This is a genomic window from Leptogranulimonas caecicola (assembly GCF_023168405.1).
GTDB lineage: Bacteria > Actinomycetota > Coriobacteriia > Coriobacteriales > Atopobiaceae > Leptogranulimonas > Leptogranulimonas caecicola.
The window spans coordinates 725,658-739,993 of record NZ_AP025285.1; the positions used below are offsets into that span (position 1 = coordinate 725,658).

The 14,336-nt window shown below is 59.7% G+C and carries 9 protein-coding genes; all 9 read left to right on the top strand.

What is annotated here, in order from left to right:
- The first annotated feature begins 162 nt into the window (after nucleotides 1–162).
- The 9 genes from OR601_RS03230 (at nucleotide 163) to OR601_RS03270 (ending at nucleotide 14,270) form a co-directional block, all read left to right on the top strand.
- Nucleotides 163–2,697 (top strand): N-acetylmuramoyl-L-alanine amidase, encoded by a 2,535-nt coding sequence (locus OR601_RS03230; protein ID WP_265592184.1) that lies wholly within the window; start codon nucleotides 163–165, stop codon nucleotides 2,695–2,697.
- 201 nt (nucleotides 2,698–2,898) lie between these two features.
- Complete coding sequence (tyrS, locus tag OR601_RS03235; RefSeq protein ID WP_265592185.1) at nucleotides 2,899–4,107, top strand: tyrosine--tRNA ligase; 1,209 nt, start codon at nucleotides 2,899–2,901, stop codon at nucleotides 4,105–4,107.
- Nucleotides 4,108–4,168: 61 nt separating this feature from the next.
- Nucleotides 4,169–6,649, top strand: a complete 2,481-nt coding sequence (locus OR601_RS03240) for a U32 family peptidase (protein ID WP_265592186.1) — start codon at nucleotides 4,169–4,171, stop codon at nucleotides 6,647–6,649.
- A 237-nt stretch (nucleotides 6,650–6,886) separates the two neighbouring features.
- The gene (locus OR601_RS03245; RefSeq protein ID WP_136012945.1) at nucleotides 6,887–7,117 is read left to right on the top strand and encodes a NifU family protein; all 231 of its coding nucleotides are present in this window, start codon (nucleotides 6,887–6,889) and stop codon (nucleotides 7,115–7,117) included.
- A 77-nt stretch (nucleotides 7,118–7,194) separates the two neighbouring features.
- A complete protein-coding gene (locus OR601_RS03250) occupies nucleotides 7,195–8,598 on the top strand; it encodes a lipopolysaccharide biosynthesis protein (protein WP_265592187.1) in 1,404 nt (467 codons plus the stop codon).
- A 79-nt stretch (nucleotides 8,599–8,677) separates the two neighbouring features.
- Nucleotides 8,678–9,235, top strand: a complete 558-nt coding sequence (gene dcd / locus OR601_RS03255; protein ID WP_265592188.1) for a dCTP deaminase — start codon at nucleotides 8,678–8,680, stop codon at nucleotides 9,233–9,235.
- Nucleotides 9,236–9,561: 326 nt separating this feature from the next.
- Nucleotides 9,562–11,877 carry an MBL fold metallo-hydrolase gene (locus OR601_RS03260; protein ID WP_265592189.1) on the top strand — a complete coding sequence of 772 codons (2,316 nt, stop codon included), beginning with the start codon at nucleotides 9,562–9,564 and terminating at the stop codon, nucleotides 11,875–11,877.
- A 112-nt stretch (nucleotides 11,878–11,989) separates the two neighbouring features.
- Entirely contained in the window at nucleotides 11,990–12,958 is a 969-nt protein-coding gene (lgt, locus tag OR601_RS03265) for a prolipoprotein diacylglyceryl transferase (RefSeq protein ID WP_323373085.1), read from the top strand.
- Between the two features lie 151 nt (nucleotides 12,959–13,109).
- Nucleotides 13,110–14,270, top strand: a complete 1,161-nt coding sequence (locus OR601_RS03270) for a Spy0128 family protein (protein ID WP_265592190.1) — start codon at nucleotides 13,110–13,112, stop codon at nucleotides 14,268–14,270.
- The last annotated feature ends 66 nt before the right edge of the window (nucleotides 14,271–14,336 follow it).

Consider the following 14,336-nt stretch of genomic DNA (forward strand, 5'->3'; position numbering starts at 1 on the left):
GAGGGCTGGCAACCTTTAGGCTCAAGCTCGCTTTTACCTATAGGGGCTTAGGCGGGAGTTGGGCAACCAGTGGCCAAAAACGTCTCCTTCTGGAATCTATAATAGATTGCCTGTTATCATTTTGTGCGAGAAGAGAACGCATTCTAGCGTGGGGGATAGCCTATGACGATATCAGTGAAGAAAATAAAGAAGCTCCTTTTGGGAGCCCTTTCTTTGGGAGCGGCACTGGTGCTTTTCGCTGCTCCTGTACCTGCTCTGGCAACCTGTGGCCCAGTGGCGCTGGACCCCGGCCATGGCGGCAACGACCCTGGTGCTTCATCAGGCAAATACGTTTTACTCGACAAGGAACTCGTTGAGAGCGATTTGACTTGGCAAGTTGCCCATTATTGCAAAGAGCGCTTAGATCAACTTGGAATCCCCAACTTTATCGTCAAAGAAAAGTGGGAATCACTTTCACGCATTCAGCGTTGGCAGCGGGCCAAGGCAAAAGATGCGCGTGTACTTATCTCCTTTCATATGAATGCTGCTGACGGCATTCCTTCAGCCAATGGTTCCGAGGTGCTCTGTTGCAACTTCTCTACGTGGAACCAGTTCACCAACCGCGAGAGCCGCGCCTTTGGCTCGGACCTGCTCAAGCGCTTTCAGGAGATGGGCTTTTACAATCGCGGCAACAAGTTCAACACGGGCACCGGCACTTACCCCGACGGCTCTGCGGCAGACTCCATGGGCATCAACTATTACCCGCGCCTGGACGGTACTACTGGCCTTATCATTGAGCACGGGTTTTTAACCAACCAGCATGATGCCGGGCTTCTGAATAACCCAGAGGTGCTCAAGCAGATGGGTTATGCAGACGCCGAGGCCATCGCAAAGCAGTGGCCCAACAGCTATGTGAAGCCTGCCGCCTCGGTGCGTCCCAGCAGGGCCCACTGGGCCCAAGACGCCAAGGGTTGGAAGTACATCCTCTCTGACGGCTCGGCTGCCACCAGCTGCTGGCAAAAGATCAATGGTAAGTGGTATCGCTTTGGCGCGGACGGTTACATGCTCTCCGGCGAGATCGCGCTGGGCGGCGCTCACTATTTACTGGGTGGCCCGAGCGACGGCGCCATGGTTACTGGCTGGGTCTGGCGAAACGGCGCCTGGTATTACTACGGCGGTCCTGACGACGGCGCCATGAAGACTGGCTGGGCCTATGAAGGCGGCTGGTATTACCTGGGCAATGACGGCCGTATGCGCACCGGTTGGGTGCGGGTGGACTCCGTCTGGTACTGGCTCAACGGCTCTGGCCGCATGGCTACCGGCTGGCTCAGCCTGGGCGGCACCTGGTACTGGCTGGATCTCAATAGCGGCGCGATGGCTGAGAACGGTACTGCGGTATGCCACGGCGTACGTTCGCTCTTCAATGGCTCGGGCGCATGGATCTCTGGCTCTGGCTGGCGTCAGCTGGGCGATCGCTGGTTCTATCTCTCTGGCGATCGCGTGGCTACCGGCTGGCTCAACCTGGGTGGCGCCTGGTACTGGCTGGCTGGCGACGGCGCTATGGCTACCGGCTGGACTGCGGTTGGCGGTAGCTGGTATTACCTAGGCAGCCAGGGCGACGGCGCCATGAAGACCGGCTGGATCTGGGTGGACAACAAGTGGTACTACTGCAACGGCTCCGGCGCCATGCTCACCGGTTGGCAGTGGATCGGCAATGCCTGGTATCTCCTGGGTTCCGACGGCGCCATGCTCACTGGCTGGCAGCGCATCGACAACAAGACCTACTACCTCGATGGCTCTGGAGCCATGCTCACCGGAAAGCAGACCATCGACGGTAAGAACTACGAGTTCAACAGCTCCGGCGTGCTCCTGAACGACCCCAATCAGCGGATAGGTTGGTTCAAAGAGCCCAATGGCCAGTGGCGTTACTACGATTCCAAGGGGAACATGCTCACCGGCTGGCAAACCATCAACGGCGCTCGCTACTATCTGGGCACTAACGGCATCATGGTCACTGGCCGCCAGACCATCGACGGAGCCGCCTATGTGTTTGACAATGACGGCAAGGCCATCAATGGCTGGTACAACGCCTCTTTGCAACCTTCCAACTCCTCAGTCTCTGGCTCGAAGGTCCATTACTATGAGGGCGGCAAGGAGACCTACACCCGTCCCGGCAATACCCCGGTCATGGGCGCGTCTGCGATGAGCAAGGATGCCTTTGTGAAGGCCTTCGCTGCAAAGATCCAGGCTAACTACCCGCAGATCTACCGCAATGATGCCAAATACGGGGCACAGACTCCCGAGGCCTTTGCCCAGGCAACTTGGGACGCAGCCGAGAAGGAAGGCGTGCGCCCCGAGGTGCTCGCAGCTCAGGTTGGCAATGAGACCGGTTGGCTCAAGTTTGGCGGCATCGTCAATGCGAATCAGTGCAACTTTGGCGGTCTTGGCGCCCTGGATGGCAATGCCAACGGCAATGCTCCCACCTTCGCCAACGTGCAAGAAGGCCTCTTGGCCCAAGCGCAGCATCTCAAGGCCTACTCTTCCAAAGAGGCGCTTGCCCAGCCCTGCGTGGATCCTCGATTCCACGTCATCGCAAACCGCGGCATCGCACCCTACCTGGAGGATTACGGCGCCGACGGCCATGGCGGGCTGGTATGGGCGAGCAATCGTCTCTATGGGCGCGATCTGCTGGCAGCCATGAAGGCTATCACCGGCTAACCAGCACCTTCGGGTAAGGAAGGGCTGCCAAACCGAAAAGCCAAGGGTTTCTCGGCAGCCATAAAGAATGCACGACCTTTTAGACGGGCCTTTTGCCTTAAGGGCGAAGGGCCCGTTTGGGGTAGGATGGACAGACGCAAAGGCTGCCCCGCAAGAGGGGTTTTACAAGATGTCGTGGGATGCTGCGGCTAAGGAGGGACTATGCTCGGCGTTGAGGAGCAGATGAAAGTCATCGAGTCTGGCGCGATGCAGATCGTGCCGCAAGAAGAGCTCAAGAAGAAGCTGGCCAAGGGCACGCCGCTCAATATCAAGCTGGGCGTGGATCCTACCAGCCCCGACCTTCACCTGGGCCATGCGGTGCCCCTGCGCAAGATGCGCCAGTTCCAGGATTTGGGCCATAACGTCACCCTCATCATCGGCAACGGCACGGCGCTCATCGGCGACCCCTCCGGTCGCGATTCCACCCGGCCGCCTCTCACGGAGGAGCAGGTGGAGGCCAATGCCAAGACCTATGTCGAGCAGGCTATGAAGATCTTGGATCCTGAGAAGACCACCATCGTGCACAACGGCGACTGGATCAAGCCGCTTACCCTCCAAGACATGCTGGGCCTCATGTCGCAGTTCACCGTGGCGCGCATCTTGGAGCGCGAGGACTTCTCCAACCGTTACCAAAACCATCTGCCCATCGCCCTGCACGAGTTCATCTACCCGGTGCTTCAAGCTTACGACTCGGTGATGATCAACGCCGATCTGGAGATGGGCGGCAACGACCAGATCTTCAACCTTCTGGCCGGCCGCGACCTCATGGAGAAGCGCGGCATGGAGCCCCAGGTGGCCCTTACCATGCCGCTTTTGGAGGGCACTGACGGCCATAAGAAGATGTCCAAGTCCTACGGCAATTACGTGGGCCTCACCGATGAGCCTGCAGACATGTACGGCAAGGTCATGTCCATTCCCGACGAGCTTCTGGGCCGCTACTACCGTCTGGCCTCCACCCTGCCGGTCGAGGAGGTGGACGCCATAGATGCCTCTCTGGCCGAGGGCACCGCAGACCCTTATGCCTTGAAGCGCCGGCTGGCTGCCAATATCGTGGAGCTCTACCACGGCGCGCAGGCAGCGCAAGATGCCGCTGCGGCCTTCGACGCCCTCTTCAAGGAGCACCAGCGCCCCCACGCCCCTGAAGTGGCCTGTGAGCTCACCGTCAACGACGAGGGCAAAGTCTACCTGCCTGCGCTGCTGGCCCAGGTGGGCCTGGCCAAGAGTGCAGGGGAGGGACGTCGCCTCATCGACGGCGGCGGCGTGCGCGTGAACGACGAGCCCTTGGCCCCAAAGACCTACAACCTTGACCCCTCCCAGGTGGAAGGCGCCTTTATCCAGGTGGGAAAGCGCAGGGCGGTCCAGCTTGTCTAAGGCATCCGCTTCCCAGACATCTTCTCCCCAGGCGCCTATGGATGCAAAGAAACCCGTACCCTTGCCGCAGGATCTCGTCTGCGAGCTGCTCGCTCCAGCCGGAGGTCCTGCGGCCTTTAGGGCAGCTTTGGCAGGTGGGGCTGATGCCATCTACTGCGGGCTTGGCAACGACTTCAACGCTCGCCGTGGGGCAGACAACTTTGATGACGCCTCCTTTCAGGAGGCATGTCAAGAGGCCCATGTGGCAGGAGCTCGCGTCTTTGTGGCCATGAACGTGCTTGTGACAGACGACGAGATGCCTGCTGCCCTGGCGCTGGCCGCCCGTGCCGTGCGGCTGGGCGCCGATGCCCTCATCATTCAAGACTGGGGGCTGGCGGCTGAGGTGGCCAGGCGCTTCCCCCAGGTAGAAGTCCATGTGTCTACCCAAGCGAACATCCAAGATCCCCGAGGGGTCCAGTGGTGCGCTGCCCAGGGCTATGAACGGGTGACGCTCTCTCGCGAGCTCTCCCTAGAAGAGATTGCAGCCTGCTGCGCCACCGGTGTAGAGTGCGAAGTCTTTGGCCATGGCGCTCTTTGTTTTTGCTATTCGGGCCTCTGCTCTATGAGCGCTCTGAGGGGATCTCGTTCGGCCAACCGAGGCCTTTGCGCCCAGCCTTGCCGACTGCCCCATGAGCTCTATAGCGCCCAGGGCAAAAGGCTGGGCCCGGTGGCCTGGGAGCGCGGCCTTTGTCCCAAAGACGCCTTAAGCCTGGATCATCTGGGCGAGCTGGTCTTAATGGGCGTGGGCTCCCTCAAGGTCGAGGGACGCATGAAAGCGCCCGACTATGTGCTTGCGGTGGTAAGCGCCTATAGGTCTGCACTGGACCGCATAGCCCGCGTGCGTTCTCGCGAGTTGGATCCAGAAGCGCGCGACTCGTTGTTCCGCCAGCTCAAGCGCGCCTTTAATCGCGACTTCACCGACGGCTACCTTCTGGGGATATCCGACAACTCCCTCATGAGCTACGAGCGGTCCAACAACAGGGGAGAGCTGGTAGGCCATGTGGTGCGTGCCCAGGGTCATGAGGCTGCCATCTATACCCAGGCTCCTTTGGGCAAGGGCGATCTGCTAGAGCTTCGCCCCAAGGACCATCCTGAGGCCTTCCTCACCACTAATGCGCCTCGGGACGTGGAGGCAGATAGCCAGGTGGTGTGCGGCGTCAAGCGCCCGGTGCCTGCAGGCACTCCCGTGCGCCTGTTGCGCAGCCAAGAAGCCATCGTGGCGGCCGAGCGCCTGCAGTCCGCTCCCTATCCAGCCAAGCGTCCAGTGTCCATGCACATTGTTTGCAAGCTGGGCCAGCCGCTCTCCATCCAGCTCTGCGCGTTGCCCAGGCGGGACGCCCCGGCGGTAGCGGTGAGCGTCCAGGGCCCTGTGGTTGAGGCCGCGCGCACCAAAGCGGTCACCGCCCAAGACCTCCAAGAGCACGCAGGCCGTCTAGGGCAGAGCCCCTTTGTGGCTGCTTCAATCACTGTAGATATTGATGAGGGCTGCGGCTTGGGCTTCTCGGCAGTCCATAGGCTCAGGAGCCAGGCTGCCGACGCCCTCGAGGAGGCCATCTGCGCCCCCTATGAGAAGCGGGTGGGCGAGGTGGCTGCGCCTCCCAGTTGGAAGCAGTGGTGCGAGCAGGCGGCTTCCTGGCGCAAAGATGCAGGCCTTGCTTTAGGAAGGCCAGGCCCCAAGGGCGAGGCCGCGCTGCGCCAGGCCGCTCAAGAGGCCCAGGTCTGCTGCGTGGTCTCCACTCCGGAGGGCGCCCAAGCTGCGCTGGCGGCCGGTGCAACCCGTCTCTATGCGCCGGCCGACGCCCTGGCTCAGGGGGGATTTCCCCAAGAAACCATCCCTTGGCTGGATGAGGTGTGCCGTCTCAAGGATCACGGGCGCCTGGACCGCTGGGTGGTGCCAGAGGCGCCCTGCGCGGTGGGTTCCATGAGCGAGTTCGCTTTGGCGCAGCAGCGCGGGGCCGCCCCGGAGATCCGACCCTGCATAGGGGTGTCCAACCGCGCTTGTGTCACCGCCCTTGAGAAGGCGGGCGCTTCTGGCTTTTGGCTCTCTCACGAGCTCGCTGTCGCCCAGATGGCGCCGGTATGCGCGGCCACCTCGCTTCCCTGCGGGCTGGTGGTCTACGGTCAGGAGAGAGCGATGACCTCGGAGCATTGCGTGCTCCAGATGGCCGACGCCTGCTCGGGCCATTGCGATACCTGCGGCCTTCGCGCCCAGAAGCTCTACCTCAAGAACATCGATGGCCGCGCGCTGCCGGTCACCACCGACCTTCAGGGCCGCTCCCGCATCTATTGGGACCAGCCGCTGGATGCGGTCCCCAAGCTGCGCGAGCTTCTGGGTGCAGGGCTCACTCGCTTTATGGTGGACGCCACCCTTTTAGATGCCCAGAAAACCGCGGCCTCGGTGTCTCGCCTTCGCGAGGCCTTGGAGGCGGTGGCAACCGGTGCACCTCTGCCTGCCCCGGAAGCCGGGTCTAGCTTGGGCCATCTGTTCTCTCCGGTAGAGTAAGGGCTGCCGCCGCAATGCCGCTTTCGGCTTGAGGCCCTTTTTTCTGCCGGCCGTGAATAAGAGGTGGCGATGGAAGGGCTTCTCGGCAGCTTTTGAGAGTTGCCAAGACCCTGTGGGTATGGTGAGGGAAGGTGGGTTTGCATGGGTTCATGGTGCATACTTGCCAAAGGCAGCTTTCAGGCTGCGACTTGACATACGATCGCTCTTGGAGTTTCGAGAGCTGGAAAGGAGCCACTCATGGCTGTGGATGAAGAGCTGTTGGAGCGTGTGCTCGACGCGGTGCGCCCGAGCCTTCAGGCAGACGGCGGCGACTGCGAGTTGGTGGCCGTCGATGACGATGGCGTGGTTTCGCTGGAGCTTACCGGCGCCTGCGCTGGGTGCGCACTCTCTAACATGACCCTGTCGATGGGCATCGAGCGTGTGCTTAAAGAGCATGTGCCTGGCGTGACTGCGGTCCGTGCAGTCTAGGCGCCCGCGCACTTTCGCGGCGCGCAAGGGACGTCTTGTGAAAAGTCACGTATTGGCAGGTTGTTAGAGGAGGCGGCGTGCTCTCACGCACCGATCCCAAGCGCGCACCGTTGTCGGTGAAGCGCAATATGGTGTGGAACAGCGTTGGCTCCTTTGGCAACCTGCTCTGTGCCTGGCTCATCACGGTGTTCGTGATGCGGCTTTCGGCTACCTACGACGCTCCAGGCGTCTATTCTTACGTGGTGTCTGTCTATGCGATCTTCTCGTCTTTGGTGGACTACCGCCTCTACATGTATCAAATTGGCGATCTTCACGGCGAGAACAGCCTGGGCGAGTATTTTGCGCTGCGACTCATCACCTCGGGGATCGCTCTGGTGCTCATCGCCGTTTACTCGCTGGCTACCAGCGCCCCAGACCTTTTGATCCCCATCGTTTTCTATTCGCTCTACAAGATCGCGGGCACCATCCTAGATTGTTTTCACGCCTTGGAGCAGCGAGAAAAGCGCATGGACTACATTGGCATCTCCTACGCCATCCAAGGCGTGGTGTCGCTGGCGGCCTTTGTGGCGGTCTTTGCTGCTACCCAAAACCTCTCGCTTACCCTGTTCGCCATGTTTGTGGTCACGGTAATAGTGGGCATCGTCTACGACTTGCCTCGAGTGCGCTACTTCGAGGAGTTCAAACCTCGTATTAGCACCGCTAAAGCCAGAGAGCTTCTGGTGCGTTGCGCCCCGGCGGTGTTGGCGTTTATGGCTATCTCGGGTGCCACCTCGATCCCTCGCCAGTACCTCATGAACGCTCAAGGTGAAGCTGCGCTTGGCGTGTATGGAACCATGGTAGCACCGGTGGCTATCGTGCAAACCGGTGCAGGCTTTGTGTACAACCCGCTTCTGACCTACTTCAAAGAGATCTATGAGCGTCGCGATCGCCGCTCCTTTATAAAGCTCATGGGACTCACCCTGGCAGCCATCGTGGTCATTGGCATCCTATGCCTCATTGGCGTGCAGCTTTTGGGCGCGTTTCTCTACGGGCTCATCTATGGCGATCGCATTTTGGAATACCTCTATCTGCTGCCGCCTATGGTAATCGCTGCGTTGGCCATTGCCTATATGGGCTTTCTCAACAGCCTTGAAACTGTGTTCTACGATTTCAAGTCCACCTTTGTGGGCGGCGTGGTGGCTCTGGCAGCGGCTCTGGTCACCATGGTGCCCCTGGTGAACGTCTTTGGGCTCAATGGCGTCACCTACTGTTCCATCATCTCATCGCTGGCTTCTACCTTAGTGATGCTGGGTTTCTTAGCCCACGAGCTCAAAGGGCACTTTGCCTCCGACGACAGCCTGACTCACTTGGAGGCGGCCCTTTCAGAGGCGCCGTCAGAGCCAGAGGCTCCTTTGCACCCCAAGGATTGCAGCTCCAAGGAGGATTGCGGCTCCAAAGCAGTCAAATACTCCAAAGAGTGCGAAGAGCCTATTGAGAGGTAGGGCTTAAGGAGGGCAGCGGTTTCTCGGTAAGGTAGGCTTAAGAGGTTAGCTAGGCGAGGATGCAAGGAAAGGTGGAGTCATGGTCCTCTCGGATCGAGACATCAAGCGCGAGATGGAGCAGGGACGCATCGTGATCGAGCCACTCCAGATCAAAGATGTGCAGCCGGCTTCTGTGGATGTGCGCTTAGGATCCAACTTTCGCATCTTTCGCAATTCCATTCATACCTATATCGACCCGCTCACAGAGCAGCCAGACCTCACCGAGGAGGTAGTGGTTCCTGAGGGCGAGGCCTTCATCTTGCATCCAGGCCAGTTTGCGCTGGGCACCACTTTAGAGCGCATCGCCCTGCCAGACGACATCTTGGGAAAGCTTGAGGGCAAGTCTACACTGGGCCGTCTGGGTCTCATGATCCACTCCACCGCAGGCTATGTGGATCCCGGCTGGGACGGCGAGCTCACGCTTGAGCTTTCCAATGTGGCTACGCTGCCCATCATGCTTCATCCAGGCATGCGCATAGGCCAGCTCTCCTTTGAGCGCATGAGCTCCCCGGTGGAGCGCCCCTATGGCTCGGCGCAGTTAGGAAGCCATTACCAAGGGCAAAAGGGAGCCACGGCTTCTCACGTGCTTACTGACTAACAGGCCGCCCAGATTTAGGCCACTACTACACATAATGTTTGGCTGCCCTCGCCCTTTTGTGGCGAGGGCAGCTCTGTTTAGAGAAGTCGGAGCTCTTCGCGAGCTCGGCGAACCAGTTCTAAAGGCCATGAAACCTAAAGACACCCTTGCATGGGCTGAGACAAATAGTGCGAGTCGTGATAGAGTCTTTTGTCTGTAGCTAAACTGAACTATATGTATTTGAATAACTAGGTATTCAAAGCAAAGAAATACCTAGGTTTACAGGAAACCATTACACGATTACCAAGGTAAACCCTGGGTGCCCCAGGTGTGAAGGAGTTTGAAAGATGATGTGCTCTGCCCGCAAGCGCGTTCTGGTGGCATTGGCGGTGGCGTGGGGGCTTTGCTGCTGTCTTGCTGTGCCGTCTCGAGTGTGGGCAGCTCCAGCCGTCACGTCGCCTGTCAACTCCACGGCGCGAGTCCACGTGCTCTCCTTTGGCTTCACCGACGCCATCTTGCTGGAGAGCGACGGTCGCTTTGGTCTGGTGGATGCCGGAGAGGACAACGACTACCCGTCTGGCGCAGATCCTCGCTATCCGTTGCGCGAGGGCATCACCCGTGGGGGAGGGGTAACCGACAAGCTCTTTGCCTACATGAAGGCCATGGGTGTCACCAGCGAGAACTTCGAGTTCCTTGTGTGCACCCACCCCCACAGCGACCACATTGGCGGCGCCGACGAGGTTATCGAGGAGTTCAAGCCTCAGCGCGTCTACCTCATGCCCTATAAAGATTCCTATATCTTAGAGCCCTCCCGCCTCTGGGACAACCAGTATGTCTACGACCGCACGGTAGCCGCAGCGCTGGCAAATGGCGCCACGCTCATCCAGGGCTTCGACACCTCTGCCCCCGTGGATCCCGGCCGTCTGGAAGAGGCTCCAGAAGATCCCGCTCCCACTGATCCCGTGGATCCTCAGGACCCTGCAGATCCCGAGAAACCCGCACAACCCGATACCACGGACCCTTCTCAGCAGCCCACCGATACCCCAGAGTCCCCTGTAGCTTCTGAGCCTTCTGCTACCGAGAAGAGCGTCTCCGCTCCTGTAGCGGGCGATCCTGTGGCGTTGGACGCCCAAGAGATGGTAGAGGCCGTGGCTCCTCAGGCGGCTCCGGAGACCGTGCAAGAAGACGAGGCGGCAGGCGCCTCCAAGCCTCAGGTCATTTCCCCCGCCCCGGAAGGCGCGAAGGGATCCTATGTGGGCAATCCCCAGTTCAAGCTGGGCTCTATGGATGTCTCTATTTATAATTACGATACTGACTACTTCACCCATCCTAAGTACGATGCCAATGAGTTCTCGCTGGGCGTCTTGGTCGAGGCCAACTCCCATAAGGCCTTTTTGGCAGGAGACATTGGAAACCTGGATGGCGATGAGGACCGCTTGGCCAAAGAGCTGAGCAAGGTAGACTTGCTCAAGCTGGGACATCATGGTCTGGAGGGCTCTAACTCCCGCCGCTACCTCAACTCCCTGTCGCCTCGCACTCTGGTGATGACCTCGGAGCTCTCTTCTGGGGTGCCGTCTCAAGATGTGCTGGACTACACCAAAGACTCCGAGGCGCGACTCATCGATGCGGTGCATCAGGCAGAGCTCAACCGAGCTGCCACAGTGGTGGATTTCTCCTACGGCAAGATATCCTACAACGTTCCCGAGACCGGGGAAGTCCGCTATCTCTGGCGCGAGAACTCCCCGCACTATATACGCTTTGAGGACGGCTACCTCAAAAAAGCCACCGAGTGGAATCAGGCTCGCTGGGGCGATTGGTATCACTTCAACCGCTCTCCCTACGCCCAGGAAGGCACTTGGTATCGCGAAGGAACTTACTTTTTCTACCTTATGCCTGACGGCGCCATGGCCAAGGACGGCGTGGTGATCGTGGAGGGCAAGACCTATCTCTTTGATGACGAGGGTCATATGATGAGCCTGCCTCAAGGATGGTCCTTTGTAGAGGGAGCCTGGCGCTATGGCATGAGCGACGGCACGGTGAAAACCGGCTGGCTCAACGAGCATGGCACCTGGTACTACTTGGATCCCAAAACCTGCGCTATGGCCCAGGGGTGGGAACAGGTGAACGGTACCTGGTATTATCTTGCCCCCGGCTCTGGTGCCATGAGGACCGGATGGCTTGACCTGGGAGGTACCTGGTATTACCTGCAAGGCTCCGGCGCCATGGCCCAAGGCTGGCTTTTCGATCGGGGAAGCTGGTACTATCTCGCTCCCGGCTCAGGCGCCATGGCTCGTGGTTGGGCGCAGGCAGACAACGCGTGGTACTACCTCTCTGGATCAGGCGCCATGGTCACCGGGTGGCTCAACCTTGGAGGCACCTGGTACTACCTCGCTCCTGGATCGGGAGCCATGGTCACCGGGTGGCTCAACCTTGGAGGCACCTGGTATTACCTCACAAGTTCCGGCGCCATGGCTCGTGGTTGGGTGCAGGTGGACAACACGTGGTATTACCTTCGCGGATCAGGCGCCATGGCCACTGGCTGGATCCAGCTGGGTGCAACCTGGTACTATCTCGCCCCCGAATCAGGTGCCATGGTCACAGGCAGCCATGTTATCGACGGCACCCAGTACAGTTTTAACGGTTCTGGGGCGTGGGTGGCCTAAATGGCGGTCCTGCTCAAAATGAGCCTCTAAATCCACTACGCTACTCAGGCAGCTCGCTTTCTTGGGTTGCCTGAGTCTTTCTATCGACGTGTCTTTTGCAATAAGGAGCGCCATGCTAAACGAGATCTACCACTCCTTAGACCCGGTGGCCTTCACCATCGGCCCTCTGGCCGTGCGCTGGTATGGACTGGCTTACTTGGCCGCATTCCTGCTAGGAGGCCTCCTGGTGGGCAAGATCTCCCGCCACTGGAAGCTGGGTTTGTCGGCAGACGACATCATGACAGTGGTGGTAGGCATCGCTTTAGGAGCGGTCATTGGCGGAAGGCTTGGCTATTGCCTCTTCTATGGCGACGGCTACTACCTGGCCCACCCTCTAAAGATCTTGGCCACCTATGAGGGCGGCATGAGCTTTCATGGGGGCTTGGTGGGCGCTATTATCGGCGGCTGCATTGCAGCGAGGCCAGTGCATGTGTCGGCGTTGACCTTCTGCGATCTGGGCGTCATCGTGACCCCCATCGGCCTCTTCTTTGGCCGTTTGGCCAACTTTGTGAACGGCGAGCTCTGGGGAAAGCCCACCGATCTTCCCTGGGGCGTGGTCTTCGAAGCCGGCGGAGCGGCCCGCCACCCCTCCCAGCTCTACGAGGCGCTCCTCGAGGGCGTGGTGATGTTCGTGATCCTCTACAGCCTGTCGCGCAAGCTGCCGCCTAGGCCTCAGGGCACCTTCACAGGCCTGTTCTTGCTTCTCTACGGCGTCTTTCGCATCCTCATCGAGTTTGTGCGCGTCCCCGACGCCCAGCTGGGCTACCTCTTTGGTCCCATCACCATGGGCCAGGTGCTCTCGCTGCCTCTGGTGATCATCGGCGCCCTTATCCTCTATTGGGCTCACAAAACCCAGCGCCCTCAGATTGGCCACACCTATATGGTGACTGCCGGGGTGGACCGGGAGCTGCCTCACGAGCCCGCCGACGACATCGATGTGCCTCCGGTAGCAGGCCCCGCTTCTCGTCCAGAGGATTCTCCCAAGGCTCCAGATGCCTCCGCTGCCGAGAAACCCTCCCATCGCCGTCAGGGGCAACCCTAAGGGCTGCGAGCATCACGCATATCGATGTCCCTTGCTGTCTGGGGATATTGCGTGGCGGGCAACAGATGCCAAGGTGGAGGGTACAGGTGACTCTGTAACAGAGCGGGCTGTTCTGCTGCGCGCAGGGCGGCCCTCTTTTTTAGGAGGCGCCATGCACCATCGAGGTATCTGTCATAAGAGTCTGGGAGCAGCAGGGCTTTTACTGGTGGCAATGGCGGTGGTTCTCGGCTTGGGGCTCATGCCTGTCAAGGCGACAGCCCAGCAAGCCTCTGACCAAGCCATAGCAGAGACCTCGCAAGCTCAGGATCGCCTGATGACGGCAGCCCCGGTAAATCCGCTGGATTGTTTCGATGTGACGGCCACGGTTTCTCTTTCGGGCGGCTCTTTAGAGGCAGGGGAGTTCACCTTCAGGCTCACAGACTCTACCGGATCGGCGATGCAGGTTGCCAACCAGCACAGCGATCTCACTGGCCAAAATAATTATGTGAATTTTGAGATCCCTTATGGGCAGGTGGGCACGCGCACCTATAGGCTTGCCCAAGAGAACAACCCTCGCTATCGCTGCGATGCCACGGTGTACGAGGTCACGGTCACTGTGACCCAGGATATGCTGGGCAACAAAGGCGCCAGCGTGACCTATAGCACGGGCGGCAAGACCGTGTCTCAGGCTGCTTTTTCCAACGGCCCGCTGCCTCCTCCTTCGGGCCAGTGGGTTCATGAGGATGGCGTCACTCGGTATCGCACCCCTCAGGGTGCCTATGCATCTGGTTGGTGCACCATTGACGGCCAGACCTATTACTTTGATACTTCGGGCGACCATGGGCGCAGGACAGGCTGGTTGCAGCAGGCCGGCACTTGGTACTTCTTGAGCCCTGCAGACGGTCATAGGGAGACCGGCTGGATTAAAGAGGGCGGCGCCTGGTATTACCTCAACCCTTCCACCGGCGCCATGGCCACCGGTTGGGCGTGGGTCAACGGCGCGTGGTACTACCTCAAAGGCTCGGGCGCCATGGCTGCCGGTTGGGTATTCACGGGCAGCCAGTGGTACTTCCTGCGCTCTACGGGAGCCATGGCCACAGGTTGGATTTGGACAGGTGGCGCCTGGTATTATCTGGCGCCTGGAGACGGCCATATGTATCGGGGATGGGGCTTCATCAATGGCAGCTGGTACTTTTGCGATCGCTCCAGCGGCGCCATGAAGACCGGCTGGATTTGGGACGGGGCCTGGTATTACCTCTACAGCTCCGGCGCCATGGCTCATAACACCACTATTGGAGGCTATAGGCTCGATTCCAGCGGAGCCTGGGTCTAATCTAGCTATCCTTTAGGGCCTTTTTATCTTTGCGAGGCGTTAAGGGTGTGGATTTCTGGAGGCCCA

Excerpts from the sequence above, each read along its gene's own strand:
- dcd (WP_265592188.1), top strand. The coding sequence starts at position 8,678 with ATGGTCCTCTCGGATCGAGACATCAAGCGCGAGATGGAGCAGGGACGC.
- tyrS (WP_265592185.1), top strand. The coding sequence starts at position 2,899 with ATGCTCGGCGTTGAGGAGCAGATGAAAGTCATCGAGTCTGGCGCGATG.
- lgt (WP_323373085.1), top strand. The coding sequence starts at position 11,990 with ATGCTAAACGAGATCTACCACTCCTTAGACCCGGTGGCCTTCACCATC.
- OR601_RS03270 (WP_265592190.1), top strand. The coding sequence starts at position 13,110 with ATGCACCATCGAGGTATCTGTCATAAGAGTCTGGGAGCAGCAGGGCTT.
- OR601_RS03260 (WP_265592189.1), top strand. The coding sequence starts at position 9,562 with ATGATGTGCTCTGCCCGCAAGCGCGTTCTGGTGGCATTGGCGGTGGCG.
- OR601_RS03245 (WP_136012945.1), top strand. The coding sequence starts at position 6,887 with ATGGCTGTGGATGAAGAGCTGTTGGAGCGTGTGCTCGACGCGGTGCGC.
- OR601_RS03230 (WP_265592184.1), top strand. The coding sequence starts at position 163 with ATGACGATATCAGTGAAGAAAATAAAGAAGCTCCTTTTGGGAGCCCTT.